The sequence below is a fragment of the Segniliparus rugosus ATCC BAA-974 genome (genome assembly GCF_000185725.2).
In the GTDB taxonomy this organism is placed as follows: Bacteria; Actinomycetota; Actinomycetes; order Mycobacteriales; family Mycobacteriaceae; genus Segniliparus; species Segniliparus rugosus.
This window is the reverse complement of the sequence record NZ_KI391953.1, coordinates 381778-397616: the sequence shown is the minus strand read 5'-3', so window position 1 is coordinate 397616 and position 15839 is coordinate 381778. Positions and strand designations below refer to the sequence as shown.

At 69.4% G+C, this 15839-nt stretch carries 11 protein-coding genes; 3 read left to right on the top strand and 8 right to left on the bottom strand.

Annotated elements, in window-relative coordinates; translation table 11 throughout:
- Positions 1–66: 66 nt before the first annotated feature.
- Together HMPREF9336_RS01945 and HMPREF9336_RS01940 are read right to left on the bottom strand one after the other, a co-directional pair.
- Positions 67–1074, bottom strand: a complete 1008-nt coding sequence (locus HMPREF9336_RS01945; RefSeq protein WP_007471870.1) for a TIGR03621 family F420-dependent LLM class oxidoreductase — start codon at positions 1072–1074, stop codon at positions 67–69.
- Positions 1075–1140: 66 nt separating this feature from the next.
- Complete coding sequence (locus tag HMPREF9336_RS01940) at positions 1141–2175, bottom strand: cutinase family protein (RefSeq protein WP_021029941.1); 1035 nt, start codon at positions 2173–2175, stop codon at positions 1141–1143.
- 138 nt (positions 2176–2313) lie between these two features.
- Between HMPREF9336_RS01940 and HMPREF9336_RS01935 the strand changes: the two genes are divergently transcribed.
- Complete coding sequence (locus HMPREF9336_RS01935) at positions 2314–2805, top strand: lipoprotein LpqH (protein ID WP_007471873.1); 492 nt, start codon at positions 2314–2316, stop codon at positions 2803–2805.
- Between the two features lie 49 nt (positions 2806–2854).
- Here the strand turns inward: HMPREF9336_RS01935 and HMPREF9336_RS01930 are convergent, their stop codons facing one another.
- The 6 genes from HMPREF9336_RS01930 to HMPREF9336_RS01905 all read right to left on the bottom strand — a co-directional run bounded on the left by HMPREF9336_RS01930 (position 2855) and on the right by HMPREF9336_RS01905 (position 8770).
- Entirely contained in the window at positions 2855–3310 is a 456-nt protein-coding gene (locus HMPREF9336_RS01930) for a DUF732 domain-containing protein (RefSeq protein ID WP_007471875.1), read from the bottom strand.
- Positions 3307–5220, bottom strand: a complete 1914-nt coding sequence (locus HMPREF9336_RS01925; protein WP_040584548.1) for an alpha/beta hydrolase-fold protein — start codon at positions 5218–5220, stop codon at positions 3307–3309. Before HMPREF9336_RS01925 ends, HMPREF9336_RS01930 begins: the two co-directional genes overlap by 4 nt.
- Positions 5221–5379: 159 nt before the next feature.
- Positions 5380–6396, bottom strand: a complete 1017-nt coding sequence (locus HMPREF9336_RS01920; protein WP_007471878.1) for a polyprenyl synthetase family protein — start codon at positions 6394–6396, stop codon at positions 5380–5382.
- A gap of 12 nt (positions 6397–6408) precedes the next feature.
- Complete coding sequence (locus HMPREF9336_RS01915) at positions 6409–7095, bottom strand: demethylmenaquinone methyltransferase (protein WP_040584858.1); 687 nt, start codon at positions 7093–7095, stop codon at positions 6409–6411.
- Positions 7096–7105: 10 nt separating this feature from the next.
- Positions 7106–8257: a glycosyltransferase family 4 protein gene (locus tag HMPREF9336_RS01910; protein WP_040584547.1), complete on the bottom strand. Its 1152-nt coding sequence runs from the start codon at positions 8255–8257 to the stop codon at positions 7106–7108.
- Positions 8258–8356: 99 nt separating this feature from the next.
- The gene (locus tag HMPREF9336_RS01905; protein WP_007471884.1) at positions 8357–8770 is read right to left on the bottom strand and encodes a DUF4279 domain-containing protein; all 414 of its coding nucleotides are present in this window, start codon (positions 8768–8770) and stop codon (positions 8357–8359) included.
- 180 nt (positions 8771–8950) lie between these two features.
- On the opposite strand from HMPREF9336_RS01905, the gene HMPREF9336_RS01900 reads away from it, so the two are divergent.
- Entirely contained in the window at positions 8951–12199 is a 3249-nt protein-coding gene (locus HMPREF9336_RS01900; protein ID WP_021029940.1) for an arabinosyltransferase C-terminal domain-containing protein, read from the top strand.
- Positions 12200–12358: 159 nt separating this feature from the next.
- A complete protein-coding gene (locus HMPREF9336_RS01895) occupies positions 12359–15592 on the top strand; it encodes an arabinosyltransferase domain-containing protein (RefSeq protein WP_021029939.1) in 3234 nt (1077 codons plus the stop codon).
- Positions 15593–15839: the final 247 nt, after the last annotated feature.

Here is a 15839-nt window from a genome sequence, read left to right as displayed (position 1 = left end):
CAGTGCGAAAAGGCTGGAAGGCGCGCCAACGCGCAGTTTGCGGGCCCGCGCCGGGCCCGCAAACCCTCACTCGCCCTTGAGGATCTCCACCACCGGGGAGAACGCCTCCATCTGCGTCGGGAACACCCCGGCGAAGGACAGCCCGGTCTCCGCGCGGGTCTTGCGCAGCTGGTCGGCGATCTCCTCCGCGGTGCCGATCGCGAGGTAGGGGGAGTTGAGGAACTCCTCCTTCGTCAGCGGGCGGTCCACCTCGATCTTGTCGACGAAGTCGGCGTTCTTGGCCGCCTCGCCCTGTTCGAGCATCGAGATGGCCATGTCGGCGATGGACTCCCGGTCGTCGGTGAGGACCACCGCGGCGAGCGCCCAGTTCAACGTGATGTCCTTGAACCGCTCCCCCGCGGCCTCCTTGACGATCTCCACCCGGCGCTGCGTCGCCTCAAGGGTGAAATCGGACATGAGCATCTTCCCGCCGGCGGTGGAGCGGGTCGCGATGGAGACGGTGTCCGCGTACTTCGCGGCGAGCTTGAGGATCTTCGGGCCGCCGCCGCCGACCGCGATGGGCGGGCGCGGGCCCTGCCGGGGGCGCGGGGTGCCTTTGATGCCGTCGACCTGATAGTACTTGCCCTTGAACTGGACCTCCTGGCCGCGCAGGAGCCCGTCGAGGACGATGAGCGACTCTTCCAGCTGCGCGAGGCGCTCGGGGCCGGAGAGGAACTCGATGCCCGCCGCGTCGAACTCGCTCTTGATCCAGCCCGCGCCGATGCCGAGCTCGAACCGCCCGCCGGAGAGCACGTCGATAGTGGTCGCCTCTTTCGCCACCACGACCGGGTGGCGCAACGGGTTCGCGAGGACGGAAGTGCCAAGGCGCAGCTTCTTGGTCGAGGCGGCCAGCGCGCCGAGGGCCGCGAACGGGCCGGCCTGGTTGCCGAGGTGGTCGGGGACCACCACGCCGTCGTAGCCGTACTCCTCGGCGAGCTGCGCGTTCTTGATCAGCCGACGCACCCCGCCCTCGTGCTGGTTGCCCTCGATGGCGGCGGCGAACTTGAAGGGCCTGAGGCCTTCGGGTGTGGTCATAGATTCTCTCCTGGCTCTTTGCAGCGCTGGTGTCTCAGTCGCCAACGGGCTGGTCGGCGCGCCAGTCTAGTGGGTGTTCGGGGCCGATTCGATGAGGCTCAGTGCTTTGTCTTTAATCCACTCCACCGCGGGCTTGCCTTCGTCCGACTTCCAGTACGTGGTCGTGCCGTAGCCGGTGTGCACTTCCAGGTGGTGCCCGCTCGTGAGCGTGACGGGCAGCGAGGCCACCGCGTTGAAGTCTTTGGAAAGCTCCGGGTCCTCGTCGCAGATCTTGTCGCCGACGCCGCAGATCTGGTAGGTCCGGTCCTGGAGCTTGCCGAAGCCGCCCGGACGGGGGCCTTGCATGGTGAACCCGCCGAACGCGCTGATCAGCGGCAGGAACGGGGAGTCTTTGAGCGCGACCTCGATGCCGATGCCGTTCACTTTGGTCCCGATGTCCTGGCCGACGCCGGGCTGGCGGCGCCCGTCCGCGAGCAGCGTCACGCCCAGGATGCGGTCGACCGGCACGATGGCCTGGTCGTCGTTCCCGATGACGCTCGCGACATCGCCGACGACCACCGCGCCCTGCGAGTAGCCGACGAGGAAGTACTTGGTCGCGGGGCATTCGGCGGCCGTCCGCTTCAGCACGTCCTCAAGCGCCTGGGTGCCCTGCGCGACGGACTGGTCGAACGACTTCTCGTTGGGGTTGTTGCTGACCAAGACCTTGAACCCGGCGTTGTAGGGGAGGGTGTAGGCGTCGGCGCGCTTGTCCGCCCCCTCCTTGTTGTACTGCTCGTTGATCGGCTGGGTGATCGCCCAGAGCATCGCGGGCTGGTCCGGGATCGCCGTGGTGGTCGGGTTGAACGGGTCGTCGCTCTCTTTGGACTCGTGCGTCCCTCCGACCGCGAGGACTCGCACGTCGGGGCACTGCGCGCCCTGGCCTTTCGGCGGCGCGGGCGGCTTGCCCTCCTCGCTCGGCAACGGCAGGCGCGCGCCCCCGGCCTGCATCCACAGGATGGCCCCGAGGACGAGGCCGAGCACCACGAGGAACGCCGCCGCGATCACAAGGGCCCTGTTCAGCAGTCCTGAGCCGGATTTTCTCCCGAGGAATTTCTTCACCATGGCCTCGACCCTACTGGATCAGGCTGTGAACCGGCCAAATCCGCTGGAGAAACCGGCCTTCCCGGCGCGCGCGGCAAGGAGGCGCCCGTCACAGGGCTGGCCTCGGCGAGCCTCTCGGCCGGGGATACACTCAGCCCCATGATGATCAACTCCTCCACCACAGTGAAATTCGTGGCCTCGGCCATGGCGGCCGCCGCTTGCGGCGCCCTGGCGACCGGCTGCAACAGGGGCTCCGAGGTCACGCACACGACCCTCGCGGGCCAAGCGATCGACGCGACCCAGCACGGCACGAAGATCGCCGCGACGCTCGACGGCAAGTCGCTGAGCCTTCCCGGGCCGTACACCTGCGGGGCGACCCAAGGACTGGTGACCGCGACTTCGGCCATCGGGCAGACCCCGTCTGTCCTCCTCGCGCTCAAACAAGGCACCACCGACGCGAGCATGATCACCATCACGCCCGAGCAGGGCAAGTCCTACACCTGGGCCGCCGGAACCTCTCAGGGCAACGTCTCGGTGACCAAGTCGGGCGACACGTACACCGCGACCGGCAAGCTGCCGGAAATGGCCTTCGACTCCTCCTCGTCGCTGCACGAGTTCAAGGTCGAGGCCACCTGCCCCGGCATCAAGTGACTTCCGGCTCGCCCCGTCTTGGCGGCTCAGCAGATCGCAGGCTGAGCCGTCAGGGAGCGCAGTAGGACTGGGTCGCGACCTTGATCCAGACGTCCGCGAGCTTCTGGGGGTCTTGCGCGCCGGTCAGCCCGGCGGCGGCGAGCACCTGTGTGCGGATGTCCTGATCCGACCTGCCCGCCTTCTTGGACCGGCAGACAAGGTCGGCCACCGGCAGTTCCGTCTCGCCGTTCGGGGAGACTTGCACGCCCGCTTTGCGCAGCTCGTCGAGGAAGCGCTGCTCCTTCGTCCCGCCCGGAGGCGGCGTTGGCGTCGCGGGACCGGGGAAGCCCGACGGCGGGGGCGCGGACTGGGAAGCCGGATCGACGTCGGGCAGGCGGGTCGGCCCGACGACGGGCGTCGAAGTCTTCGCCGGGCGCTCGGTGCTCGGCCCCCCGCACGCGGCGAGACCGAGGCAGAGCGAGAGCAATCCGAGCGAGGCGCTCTTCGCGCGGTGGGACTTCCTCATCGCGGGGTTGCCTTCGTCTGCCCGTCCACCACTTCGACCACGGCGTGCTCGAAGGCCTGGCCGACGCCGCCGTTGTCGATCGGCCCCTGATCCGCGACCGGGAACCCGAACGGCCCGTTCTCGTAGCCGCTTGTCGCCCATGCGGTCATAATCGGGCCGTTCAACACCACAACCGCGCCGACCGGAGCCGTGCCGCCGTCGCCTGCGGGCGAGGGCAGCCAGTAGATGTTCCCTCCGGAGAATCGCTGCACCACCGCGCCGTCGCGGAGCGGTATCTCGCCGGAGATCGGGAAGCCGAGCGGGCTCTGCTCGTACCCCGCCGCCGCGTACTTCTCCAGGATGGCTCCGCCGACCGAGTACGCCCCCGTCTGCGCCGACCAGTACCAGAAGCCATGCTGGAAGCCTTGCACGACGCCACCGCCGCCGGGAGTGGGGCGCTCGGACTCGACCGGGTATCCGGTCGGACCGGCCTCGTAGCCCGCGCTCCCCCATGCTTTGAAGATCTCGCCCCGGAGGACCTGCGCCCCGACTGCCGGGCTCCAGTAGATCGAGCCGTTCGCGAACCGCACGAACTTGCCCTGCCCGTCCTGGGTGTCGGCCTCGTCCGTCTGCGGCAGTCCGAGCGGGCCTGCGGGTCCGCCAGAAGCGGCGTACTGCGCGCCGATGGCCCCGAGCACCTCATGCGCTCCGGTCGCCTCGGACCAGAACACCCTGCCGCCCTTGAAGTCTTGCTCCTTGCCGCCTGGCACGTCGAACTCGCCGGTCAAGCAACCGCCGAGCTCGTCGTGGTCGCCGACGTAATTGCCGATCGCGCCGCCGGGGCTGCACGCGGCGGCCTCCTGCGGCACGCCGAGTCCCATGGCCATCTGCGGCCACAGCTGCGTGTTCTCGAACTGCCAGTACGGCCAGCTGTGCGTGCCGGAGGGGCGGTAGACGACCTGCGCGGGGATGCCGAGCTTGGCCAGTTTGGCGGCGAAGCTCTGCGAGGAGAGCCGGGCGAGCAGTTCGAGCGCCGAGCCGGAAACCCCCGCCGCGAGCTGCTCCGGGTTGGGCGGAACGCCGGCCTGCACGTCTGCCGCCGCAGCCGCGGGCGTGTCGCCGACGCCGTTGCCGCTGGAGATGTACAGGCTCTTCCCGCGCAGCTTGTCGGCCAGCTCGTACGGATCGTGCGCCGCCCATTCCGGGTTCGCGGGATCGCCCCACATCTTCGCGGAGTCGAAACCGCCCGCCTCTTTCATCGCGTAGTCGATGGCCTGCGGCATGCCGACGGAGTTGGTCTGCAAGATGCCCGAGAACGACGCGACGACCCGGAAGAAGTCCGGGTTACGGGCGGCCAGCGTCATCGCGCCGGTGCCGCCCATCGAGGCGCCGATCACGCCGCGCTGGTCGTTGCACCGCCAGCCCTGCTCCAACAGCGGCGGCAGCTCGTGGACGAGGAAGGTCTCCCATTTGTAGGTCTTCCCGTTGTCCGAGTCCAACCAGTCCGAGTAGAAGCTCGACTCGCCGCCGACCGGCGCGACGATGGTGATGTCCTTGTCGGCGTAGAAGTCCGCGATCTGCGTGTTTTTGAGCCACCCGTTGTCCTCGTCCCCGGCTTTCATGCTGTCGAGGAGGAAGATCTGGGGGAACGTCTTGTTCGGGTCGGAGAACCAGCTCCGGGCGAGCAGCAAGTGGACCGGGATGTCCGCCCCCATCGCCGGGGAATGGACCCAGATCTCCACATGCCGGTCGCTCAGCCAGGCGGTCTTGGCGATGTACGGGTCGTCGTCCGCGCGGGCTTCCGGAGCCGTCCGGCTCAGCGCGACAGTCATCAGTCCGGCGACCAGCAAAAACGCGGCAATCGCCGCCACGCCCGCGCGCACGACGCGCCGGGCCCCCTTTGGAGCTTTTGGACGCGCCCCAGGAACCATTCGGCTGGCAGCTTCAACCGCTGAAGGCCAAAAATTCCAATGGATGGCTCTCATGGTGTCTGTCATACCGTGACGAGACCGATATCAGCAGCTCCCACGCCGGGCTCTGGGTCAGTTCACAGGCCCGGACGAGGGGGAGGAGGGGAGCCCCGAGCCCGCTCAGCGAACTCGGTCCACCGCCGCGCGCACCAGCGCCCGCAGCGCGGTCTTGACCTCGGCGGCGCGTTCGAACGAATCGGGCAGCTTGCCGATCTCCTCGTCCGCGCGCCGCGCGTAGTCCGCCACCTTCTCTTTCGCCCTCGCCATGCCGGACGAGACGGCGAGCAGGCCCAACGCCTCGGCCACCACAGCTTCGTCCGCGACCGGGCCCGAGGAGAGGATCTCGTTCAGGCGGTCCTCCCCCTGCGCCTCCAACGCGTACAGCATCGGCAGGGTCAGCACCCCTTCGCGCAGGTCGGTGCCGGGGGTTTTGCCCGAATCCGCAGACCCCGAGCCGATATCGATGATGTCGTCGGCGATCTGGAAGGCCATGCCGACCAGCTCGCCGATCACCGCGAGCTGGTCTTGGACCTGGCGGTCCGCTCGGATCGCCAGACCTGCCAGCCGCCCGCACGCGCCGAGCAGCGAGGCGGTCTTCCCGAAAATCACCGTCAGATAGTGCTCGATCTTGTCTCGTTCCCCTTGCGCGCCGAGCACTTCCTGGAGCTGCCCGGTGACGAGTTCGCCGAAGGTCTGCGCGACGATCGAGGTCGCCTCCGAGCCGAGCTTCGCGATGAGGCCGCAGGCGCGGGCGAACAGGTAGTCCCCGGCGAGGATCGCGATCTGATTGCCCCACTGCACGTTCGCGCTCGGCACCCCCCTGCGCATCGTCGCCTCGTCCATGACGTCGTCGTGGTACAGCGTCGCGAGGTGGATGAGTTCGAGCGCCGAAGCCGCGATCTCGACGTCGCCCCGCCGCTCGTCCGCTCCGAGCTGCCCCGCCACCACGGTGAACATCGGACGGAACCGCTTCCCGCCCGCCTTCGCGAGATGCTCGGCGACCGCCGCCATCGCCTCGATCCCCGATTCGACCTCGGCGATGATGATGCTCTCCACCCTGTCGAGCGACGCGCGCACCGACTCGGTGAACGCGTCCGAGCCCAAGAAAAAACCCCCGATTGTGCCCTGTTCTGCCATCTCGCCTTCCGCCTAGCCCTTGACCCCGCGATGCAGCGCCACCGTGCCGAGGGTGAGGTTCTTCCAGCTCACCTCGGCGAACCCCGCCGCGCGCATCGTCGCCGCGAGCGCCGCCTGGTCCGGCCACGCCTTGATGGACTCCTCCAAATAGTCGTACGCCGCGTCGTTGCTGGAGACCAGCCGGGAGGCCTTCATATGCACCGGCATCACCCAGTTGCGGTAGACGTAGCGCACCAGCCGGGGAGTCGGGGTGGAGAATTCGCAGATCACCACGCGCCCGCCGGGGCGGAGCACGCGCAGCATCTCGCCGAGCGCGGCTTCCACCGGGTTCACGTTCCGCAGGCCGAACGAGATGCACATCGCGTCGAACACCCCGTCAGGGAACGGCAGCCGGGTCGCGTCGGCGACCACCATCGGCACGCCGCGCCACGCGCCCGCGGCCAGCATCTTGGGCGAGAAGTCCGCGGCAACGCACCAAGCGCCGGATTTGCCGAGTTCGACGGTGGAGACCCCCGTCCCCGCCGCGATGTCCAGCAGCCGCTCGCCGGGCCGCAGCGCCAGCATCTCGCGGGTGGCTTTGCGCCACAGCCGGTCAAGGCCCATCGTCAGAAGCGTGTTCGTGCGGTCGTACCCCTCGGCCACTTCGTCGAACATGGCGGCAACCTCGTGCGGCTGCTTGTCTAATGAGGCACGTGACACAGCCTTCACACTACGCGGTCGCCGACCCCAGCCTTTCCACGACCGGGTCATTCTGCACATCCCAATAGTGCGCCAGCAGCTCGTCGCAGATCCTCGGCCAGGTGCGAGCCAGCACGCCGCGCCGGGCCGCCGCCGAGAATTTGGCCCTGACCTCGTCATCCGCCAGGGAGCTCACCGCCGAGGGCAGTTTGCGCTCGAAATCCGCCACCGGAAGGAGATACCCCGTCCGGCAGTGCGCGACGAGGTCGCGCGGCCCGCCCTCGTCCGGCGCGATGACCGGCACCCCGCTGGCCAACGCCTCCTGCACCGCTTGGCAGAACGTCTCGTGCTCGCCGGTGTGGACGAAGACGTCCAGGCTCGCGTACGCCCGCGCGAGCGCAACCCCGCGCAGTTCGCCGGTGAACACCGCGCCCGGCAGCTTCTTGCGCAGTTTCTCCCGCGACACCCCGTCGCCGACCACGACGACCCGCACGCCTGGCACGCCGATCAACGAGGCGAGCCGTTCGACGTGCTTCTCCGGGGCCAGCCGGCCGACATAGCCGACGACCAGCTCGCCGTCGGGGGACCATTCGCGCCGCAGCCCCTCGTCCCTGCGCTGCGGGTGGAAGCCCTCGATGTCGACCCCGCGCGCCCAGCGGCGCACCCGAGGGATGCCGTGCTCTTCGAGCTCTCGCATCGTGACGCTCGACGGGGCGAGCGTCCGGTCGGCCTGGGAGTGGATGCGGCGCGTCCACCACCACGCCACGCGGGAGAGGACCCCGAGCCCGTAGCTCGCCGCGAAACCCGCGACATCGGTCTGGAAAACTGCGACGGTCGGCACGCCGAGCCTGCGCGCGGCGGCGAGCCCGCCCGCGCCGAGCAGGAACGGCGAGGCCAAATGCACCACGTCCGGCTCGAACGCGGCAAGCCTCCGGTACACGCCCATATGCGGGAGCCCCACTGGCAGCGAACTCACTTTCGGCACCATCACGGCGGGCACGCGGTAAACCTCGACTCCCTCGTGCTCGTCCGGCGGGGCCTCGTGCTGGCCGTCCAGCGCGCCCGGCGCGATGACCAGAGCCTGGTGGCCCTTGGCCCGCAAATGCTCCAAGACCCTCAGGACGGAGTTGCTCACGCCATTGACGTGCGGGAGGAAGGATTCTGCAACGATAGCCACTCGCACACTTCTGATTGTGCCCAGCGATCTTGCAGCAGGCGGAGCTGCGCCCGTCGCGCCGGTGAACCCGAAGAGAACTTCACGTGGCGAAGCGCAGGGCCGGGGCTATACGACGTCGACGTCGAGCCCCATGCCGAGTTCGGCGAGCCGCGCGATCTGATCGGATCGCAGCCCGACCGACGGGCGCTGTCGGCCATCGACGAACACCGCGAACGCCGCCTGCGCGCTCAAGCCCATCGACCCCACCGCCGCTCGGAACGCGTCGCCCGACGGGGACAGCGCCGCGAACAGCCGGTCGGCTTCCGCTTCCAGGTGCGCCGCACGGCGCTCGCCGAGGTCGATCTTCCATCCGTCGCAGCCGAACGGCAGGCGCGGGGAGCGCGGATCCCCCGCCCGCCACGTGCGCGTCGGGACGAGGGAGGCCGCGCGCGTGAAGACGGCGGGGTCGAAGGATCCCGTCACGACGACCATCGCGCGGATCGTGGTGGCCCAGCCCTCCAGATCGGCCTTGGCGGTCATTGCCGCCCGCCCCCGACGAATCGTCCTCGCACACGTGGCAGGCTCGCACACGTCGGGAGGGAAAGCAAACATTTCTCGGGGCGGACCGCCCCCGACGAACCGCCCCCGCAGCCCGCGCGCCCAGGTCCGGTCGCGCGTCAGGGGCGGAACGCTCAGCTTGGCGCCTTAGGATGTGCTTCCGTGCGATCTTCCGAGGGACCAACGACGGCAGCTGGCAAAAAGCCTGGCCACGCGGCCCGAAGACCGCTCATCGTCCTCGCGCTGACCCTCGTCAGCGTCCTGTGCTCGCTGCTCGTGCCTTTCCTGCCCGTCACGCAGCGGACCGCTTCGCTCTCCTGGGGCGGCGAGTCGTGGAAGGCCGAGGGCGGCAACAACGTCACCGCCCCGCTCGCTGCGATCATGCCGTTGAGCCTGGACGCGACGATCCCCTGCGCCGCCGTCGCCAAGCTCCCGCCCGCTGGCGGCGTGCTGCTCTCCACCGCGCCGAAAGACGGCGAAGGAGCCCAGGGGCGCGCGCTTTTCGTGCAGGCGTTCCCCGACCAAGTCCAGGTCACCTCGCACGGCCAGTTCTTGGCCTCGGTCCCGCGCGCGGCGGTGGGCTCCGAGCAATGCGACCACATCCACGTCTGGGCCAACCCGGTCGAAGTCGGCGCGGAATTCGTCGGGCTCCCCCCGAGCGCGGGCCAGACCAAGGCCGTCGTCAAGCCGCACTACCGGCCGGAGTTCAGCGGCGTCTTCACCGATGTGTCAGGCGCGCTCCCCCAGCCGCCCGTGCTCGACGCGCAAATCGACACCCGGTTCGCGGTGGCCCCGACCGCGCTGAAAGTCCTGGCGGTCGTCCTGGCGGTCGGATCGCTGGCCGCGGCGCTGCTCCTGAGCCGGAAACCGGGGAAGCCTCGGTTCCGGCTGCCGAAACCCAAGGCGCTCGACGCCGCCGTCGCCGGGGTCTTGCTCGTGTGGAACTGGCTCGGCGCGTACAGCGCGGACGACGGCTACCTCACCGTCATCGGACGCGCCGCGCACGACACCGGCTACCTCGCCAACTACTACCGGTACTTCGGCGCGGTCGAGGCCCCGTTCGACTGGTACGAGCGAGTCCTCTCCCTCGCCACCAGGGTCACCGGCCACGGGGTGTGGCTGCGCCTGATCTCCGTCGCGGTCGGGCTCGCCGCCTGGTGGCTGATCTCCCGCGTGGTCCTGCCCAAGCTGGGCCAGACCATCGCCGGGCATCCGCTCGCCGCGCCGACCGCGGCGGCGGCGCTCCTCGCGTTCTGGCTGCCGTTCTGCTCCGGGCTGCGGCCGGAGGCGCTCATCGCGCTCGGGGCCATCGCGACGTGGTGCCTCGCCGAGCGCGCCATCGCCGAGGACGAGGGCGTCGCCCGGCTCGCCGCGCTCGCGGTGCTCGTCGCCGCGTTCACCCAAGCGCTCGCCCCGCAAGGCGTCGCCGCCACCTCGGTGCTCCTCGCCGCCGCCCCCGCCGTCGTGCGCAGGCTGCGCCCGTTCGCGTTGCCCGACGTCGGCCTCATCGCGGCTTCCGGGCTCGTCGTGCTCGCGGTGATCTTCTCGCAGCAGACCTTCGCGGGCGTCCTCGAGTCGGTCCGGATCCGCTACGCCGTGGACACCACGGCGGGCTGGAACGAGGAGTTCCTGCGGTGGAACGCGCTGCTCGCCTACAGCCCGGAAGGCTCCATCGCCAGACGATGGCCGTTGCTCGCCATGCTGCTCTGCCTCGGCGTCGTCGTCTTCGCGCTCTCGCTGCGCAAGATCCCCGACGTGCGCCAGCTCCCGCTCTGGCGGCTGGTCTCCGCGACCTTCCTCACGATGCTGCTCCTCAGCTTCGTCCCGTACAAATGGCCCGAGCATTTCGGAGTCTTCGCCGCGTTCGGCGCGGTCCTCGCCGCAGCGGCGACCGCCCTGGCCGCGCAATACTCGAAACGCAGCCCGTTCGTCTCGGCGCTGATCGCCTCCGCCGCGTTCTTCTTGGTCGCGCTCACCTCGGCGGGGAAGAACGGCTGGTTCTGGATCCAAGGATTCGGAGCCCCCGCCTACTACGCGCGGCCGTTCCTCGGCACGCATCCCTTAAACTCGCTGCTGCTGCTCTTCTTCCTGTTCTTCGGCTCCGTCGCAGGCGTGCTGTACCTGAGCCGGGACTACGCGCGGCCGAAAACCGACGCGCCCGGCCGACAGCCGCCCGCCTGGCACAAAGCGCTGCGACCGCTCGCCGAAGGACCGCTGCTGTGGATCAGCATCGGACTCGTGGCGGTCGAGCTGGTCAGCTTCGCCGCAGCCGCCGCGTCGCGCTACCCCGCGTACAGCCTGCTGACCGGCAATCTGCGCGCGGCGGCTGGCGGCTGCGAGCTCGCCGAAGCCGTGCTCGCCGAGGCCGACCCCAACGCGGGGATGCTCCGCCCGGCGGACGGAGCCGACCCGAAAACCGCGCTCGGCGCGGTCCGCTCGGAAGGGTTCACCCCCAAAGGCCTCCCCGACGAAGTGCCCGCGATCGGCGACAGCACCGCGCCGGGCACCGCGCACGTCAATCACTCCGGCTCCGAGCCGGTGCCCATCGAAGGCCAGGACGCGGGCTCGAACGCCGGGTACAGCACCATCACCCAGTCCATCGAGCTGCCCTTCGGCCTCAAGCCCGGCACTCCCGTGCTCGGCAGTTACGGCTACAACACCGGGGAGGCCGACCTCGTCAGCGGCTGGTACGAGATCGGCGACCTGGCGGCGGACACCCCGCTCCTGGTCATGAGCGCTGCGGGGCACATCTTCTCCACCTACCTGAGCGGAGCCCCGATCTACGGCCAAAGCGTCGCCTTCGAGTTCGGCGCGCGCTCCGCCGGCGGCGTCGTCCCCACCGGCGCAAAGCCGCCCATCGACCCGGTCGATCCGACCACGAGCTTCCCGTGGCGCAACCTGCGCCTGCCCGTCTCGGAGATCCCCGCAGGCTCCACCCTGGTCCGCGTCGTCGTCAAGGACGACAACCTGCAACAGGACCAATGGGTCGCGGTCACCCCGCCCCGGCTGCCGCATCTGGTCACGTTGCAGCAGCTCATCGGCTCCGCCGATCCCGTGCTCCTCGACTTCGCCGCCGCCGCGCAATTCCCCTGCCAGCACCCCTTCGCCGTTCGCGACGGCGTCGCCGAGCTGCCGAAGTGGCGCATCCTGCCCGAGCACCGTCTCGCCGGGACGGCTTCCTTCAGCTGGCAGAACGATCCCGGCGGCGGGCCGCTCGCCATGGTCGACGCGCTCCTCACCCCCACGACCGTCCCCACGTATTTCCGGGATGACTGGCGGCGGGACTGGGGCTCGGCGCAGCGCTACACGCTGATCCCGAAGAACGCCGTGCCTGCGACGATCACCACCGGCGAGGCTGTGCGCAGCGGCTGGTGGCGGCCAGGGCCGTCCCAACCATTGGAGCTGCCCTGATGATCCCAGCGCCCAACCCCCCGCAGGCGGGAGGCACCCCCGAACGATCTGCCGCGTCGGCGGAGCGCTCCGACACGCCCCGCCGCCCAAGACGCTCCGCGCCTCGCCGCCTTGCATCCCATCCGTTTGTTCCGCTGGGCTCTCAAGGAGGTTCCCGCTGTGTCTAACGCCTGGTCCGGGCGTGTCCCGGAAGGCTGGAAGCCGCCCGCGTGGGTGCCCGCTTGGCGCTGGGTCGCCATCGTCGCCGGACTCCTCGCCTTCCTCTGCGCCGTCCTCTCCCCGATCCTGCCGCTCAACCAGCGAACGGTCGCGGTCGATTGGCCGCAGAACGGCGTCCTGAACAACGTCACCGCGCCGCTCGACTCGTTCGTCGCCGAAGACCTCCGGATCGCAGTCCCCTGCTCCCTCGCGCAGCAGCTGCCGGCCGAAGGCGGCAACCTGGTGTCCACCGCTCCGGTCCGGGGCAAGAACAACAAGGTCAACGCCCTCTACGTCTCGGCGGACCGTGACTCTCTCGTCGCCTCGGTGCGCGCGGTGCCGCTGCTGGTCGTCCCGCGCGCGCAGCAGGACAACCCCAACTGCCGGATCGAGGTCCAGGCCGACGCCAAGCACACCGTGGTGCGCATCACCGGGGTCGGCGCGCAGCCGCTCGTGCACGACGTCCCCGACCCGCTCCTGCGCCCGCAGATCGTCGGCGTGTTCACCGACCTGCAGGGCCCCGCCCCCGAAGGGCTGCACGCGTATTTCCTGATCGACACCAGGTTCAACACGGTCGCCACCGATCTGCGGCTCGGGGTCGCCCTCCTCGGCTTCGCGGCGACGGCCCTCGCCCTTGTCGCGCTCGCGCGGTTCGACGGGCTCGACGGCCGTCGGCACCGGCGCTTCTTCCCGCCAGGGTGGTGGCGGATCAGCCTGGTGGACGCGGTCGTCGTCGGCGTGCTCGCGCTCTGGCTCATGATCGGCTCGAACACCTCCGACGACGGTTATCAGCTGACTTGGGAAGTGGTCAGCCCCGAAGCCGGGTACATGGTGAGCTACCACCGCTGGTTCGGCGTGGCCGAGAACCCCGTCACCTGGTACTACCAGGTCTGCTCCTGGCTCGCGCAGCTCTCCACCGCCGCGCCGGTCATGCGCCTTCCGCAGCTGCTGATCGCACTGGCCTGCTGGTTCACCATCAGCAAAGAGGTCATCCCCCGCCTCGGCCGCCTCGCCCGCCGCACGCCAGCCGCGCCGTGGGCCGCCGCCGGGGTCTTCCTCTCCCTGTGGCTCGCCTACGCGAACGGGCTGCGCCCGGAGCCCGTCGTCGCCCTCGGAGCCCTGCTCACCTGGTGCTCCATCGAGCGGACCATCGCCACCGGGCGGCTCTTGCCCACGGCTGCCGCCGTCATCATCGCCTCGTTCTGCCTCGGGGCCGCGCCCGGCGGCCTCATCGCCGCCGCCGCGTTGCTGGTTGGAGTCCGGCAGTGCTTGCGCCGGTTTGCGGCGCGGGCCAAGCTGGTCGGAGGCGGCTGGCAGGGCTGGCTCGCCGTATTGTCCCCCGTTCTCGCGGCGGGCACCCTCGTCATCCCCGTGGTGTTCTGGAACCAGAGCCTCGCCGGGGTCATCGAAGGCAATTTCCACGTGAAGACCACGATCGGGCCGAACCGCGCCTGGTACGAGGAGCTGCTGCGGTACTACTACCTCATGCTGCCCACCGCCGACGGGTCGCTCGCCCGGCGCTTCGGCGTGCTGATCGCCTTCCTTTGCCTGGTGACCGCCGCGCTCGTCCTGCTGCGCCACCGCCATCTCGGCGGGCTGGCACGGGGCCCCGCCGTCCGCCTGGTCGGGATCTTCGTCGGGACCATATTCTGCATGACCTTCACGCCGACCAAGTGGACGCACCACTTCGGCATCTACGCGGGCATCGCGGGGGCCATCGCCGCGTTCGCCGCCTCGGCAGTCGGCCCCTCGGTCATCGCCCGCCGCCAGGCCAGGATCTACTTCGCCGCCTCGGCGCTCTTCGTCCTCGCCGTCGCCATGACCGGCCTGAACCAGTGGTGGTACGTCTCCTCCTGGGGCGTGCCGTGGTGGGACCGCCCGCCGGTGATCGGCGGCTACCAGATCGCCGACCTCGTCCTGGCGCTCGCCGTCGCCGTGGCTCTGCTCGCCTTTTGGCAGCAGCTCCGAAGCTCGCCCGAAGGCGAGCGCGACGCTCGCCGGGGCGGCTTCTGGGCATGGAGCCTGCCCGCCGTCTCCTTCGCGATGGTCCTTTTCATCCTGCTCTCTTTCGCCAAAGGGGCATACGCGCAGCGGCACAGCTTCTCCTGGGCGAAATCCAACCTCAAATTCGTCACGGCAGGGGACGGCTGCGCGCTCGCGAACGACGTGCTGGTCGAGGAGGATCCCAATCAGGGCCTCCTGCGCCCGTTGAACGGCGAAGACCCGCGCCAGGCGCTGCGCGGGAGCGAGCCGACGCAATTCGGCTCCGACCCCGACCACTTCTGGAAAAAGCTCACCACCACCTTCACCGACTACACCGACATCAGCCCCGACGAGCCGGAGCCCACCGCGCAACCAGTCCCGAAAGGCGAGGTCCCGCTCCCCTTCGGCCTCGACGCGCACGCCGTCCCCGTGCTCGGCAGCTATGGGGTGAACGTGCCGACCAGCGTCACCACCGGCTGGTACCAACTGCCCCCCGCCTCCCCCGACCGGCCGCTCATCGCGCTTTCCGCGGCGGGCCAGATCGCAGGACTCGGCATGAACGGCGTGCCGAGCGGCCCGGAGTCCGATCAGCTCGTGCTGGAGTACGGCCGCACCGGGCCGGACGGGACGGTCGCCCCGCTCGGAGCGACCAAGCTCTACGACATCGGGCCGAGCTTCGCCTGGCGGAACTTGCGCTACCCCCGCGCGTCGCTCCCCGCCGACGCGGACGCGGTCCGGCTGCGCGTCTCCGACCTTTCCACCGCCCCGGACCAGTGGATGGCGTTCACCCCGCCACGCGTTCCTGTGCTGCGCACGCTGCAGGACCTCGTCGGCGACCAACCCGCCCTCATCGACTGGCAAGTGTTCTTCCAGTTCCCGTGCCAGCACCCGATCCGGGTGCGCGACGGGATGTTCGAAGTCCCCAAATGGCGCATCACCCCCGACCACGGCGGTACTAAGATGAACAGCGAGCGGTGGATGAGCTCGCGGTTCGGCGGACCGATCGGCGTCACTCAGCGCCTCCTTTCGCCGACCACCTTGGCCACCTACCTCGCAGGCAGGCCCGACATGGACTGGGGCTCGTTGCAGCGATACACCCCGTACGTGCCAGAAGCCGTGCCCGCGCAACTTGAGATCGGCTTCGTCGAACACAGCGGTCTTTACAGCTCAGGCCCTATGTACACCATGTACGGCAAAGACGAAGACGAGTAACTCCCCCGCAGCTCTCGCTGCGGGGGAGCCGCACGGATTTGACATATTCACATGCGCTTATGCGCATATGGAATATGCAAAAATTCATCTGAGGACCGAATATCTGAATACGTGAATGGGGCAACAAATTTCGTCAAAACTGAGTCCATAGCGCGACATTCCGAGTCGGATGCTCTACATTGGCGCGCCCAAAAACGAGACGCTTCGCCCCCTGTGCGCTTTTTCACACGGGCTAGATTTGCCGTGT

Bases quoted from the DNA above. Each gene is read 5' to 3' on its own strand.
- HMPREF9336_RS01930 (WP_007471875.1), bottom strand. From the start codon at position 3,310: ATGAGGAAGTCCCACCGCGCGAAGAGCGCCTCGCTCGGATTGCTCTCG.
- HMPREF9336_RS01940 (WP_021029941.1), bottom strand. From the start codon at position 2,175: ATGGTGAAGAAATTCCTCGGGAGAAAATCCGGCTCAGGACTGCTGAAC.
- HMPREF9336_RS01920 (WP_007471878.1), bottom strand. From the start codon at position 6,396: ATGGCAGAACAGGGCACAATCGGGGGTTTTTTCTTGGGCTCGGACGCG.
- HMPREF9336_RS01945 (WP_007471870.1), bottom strand. From the start codon at position 1,074: ATGACCACACCCGAAGGCCTCAGGCCCTTCAAGTTCGCCGCCGCCATC.
- HMPREF9336_RS01935 (WP_007471873.1), top strand. From the start codon at position 2,314: ATGATGATCAACTCCTCCACCACAGTGAAATTCGTGGCCTCGGCCATG.
- HMPREF9336_RS01925 (WP_040584548.1), bottom strand. From the start codon at position 5,220: ATGGTTCCTGGGGCGCGTCCAAAAGCTCCAAAGGGGGCCCGGCGCGTC.
- HMPREF9336_RS01905 (WP_007471884.1), bottom strand. From the start codon at position 8,770: ATGACCGCCAAGGCCGATCTGGAGGGCTGGGCCACCACGATCCGCGCG.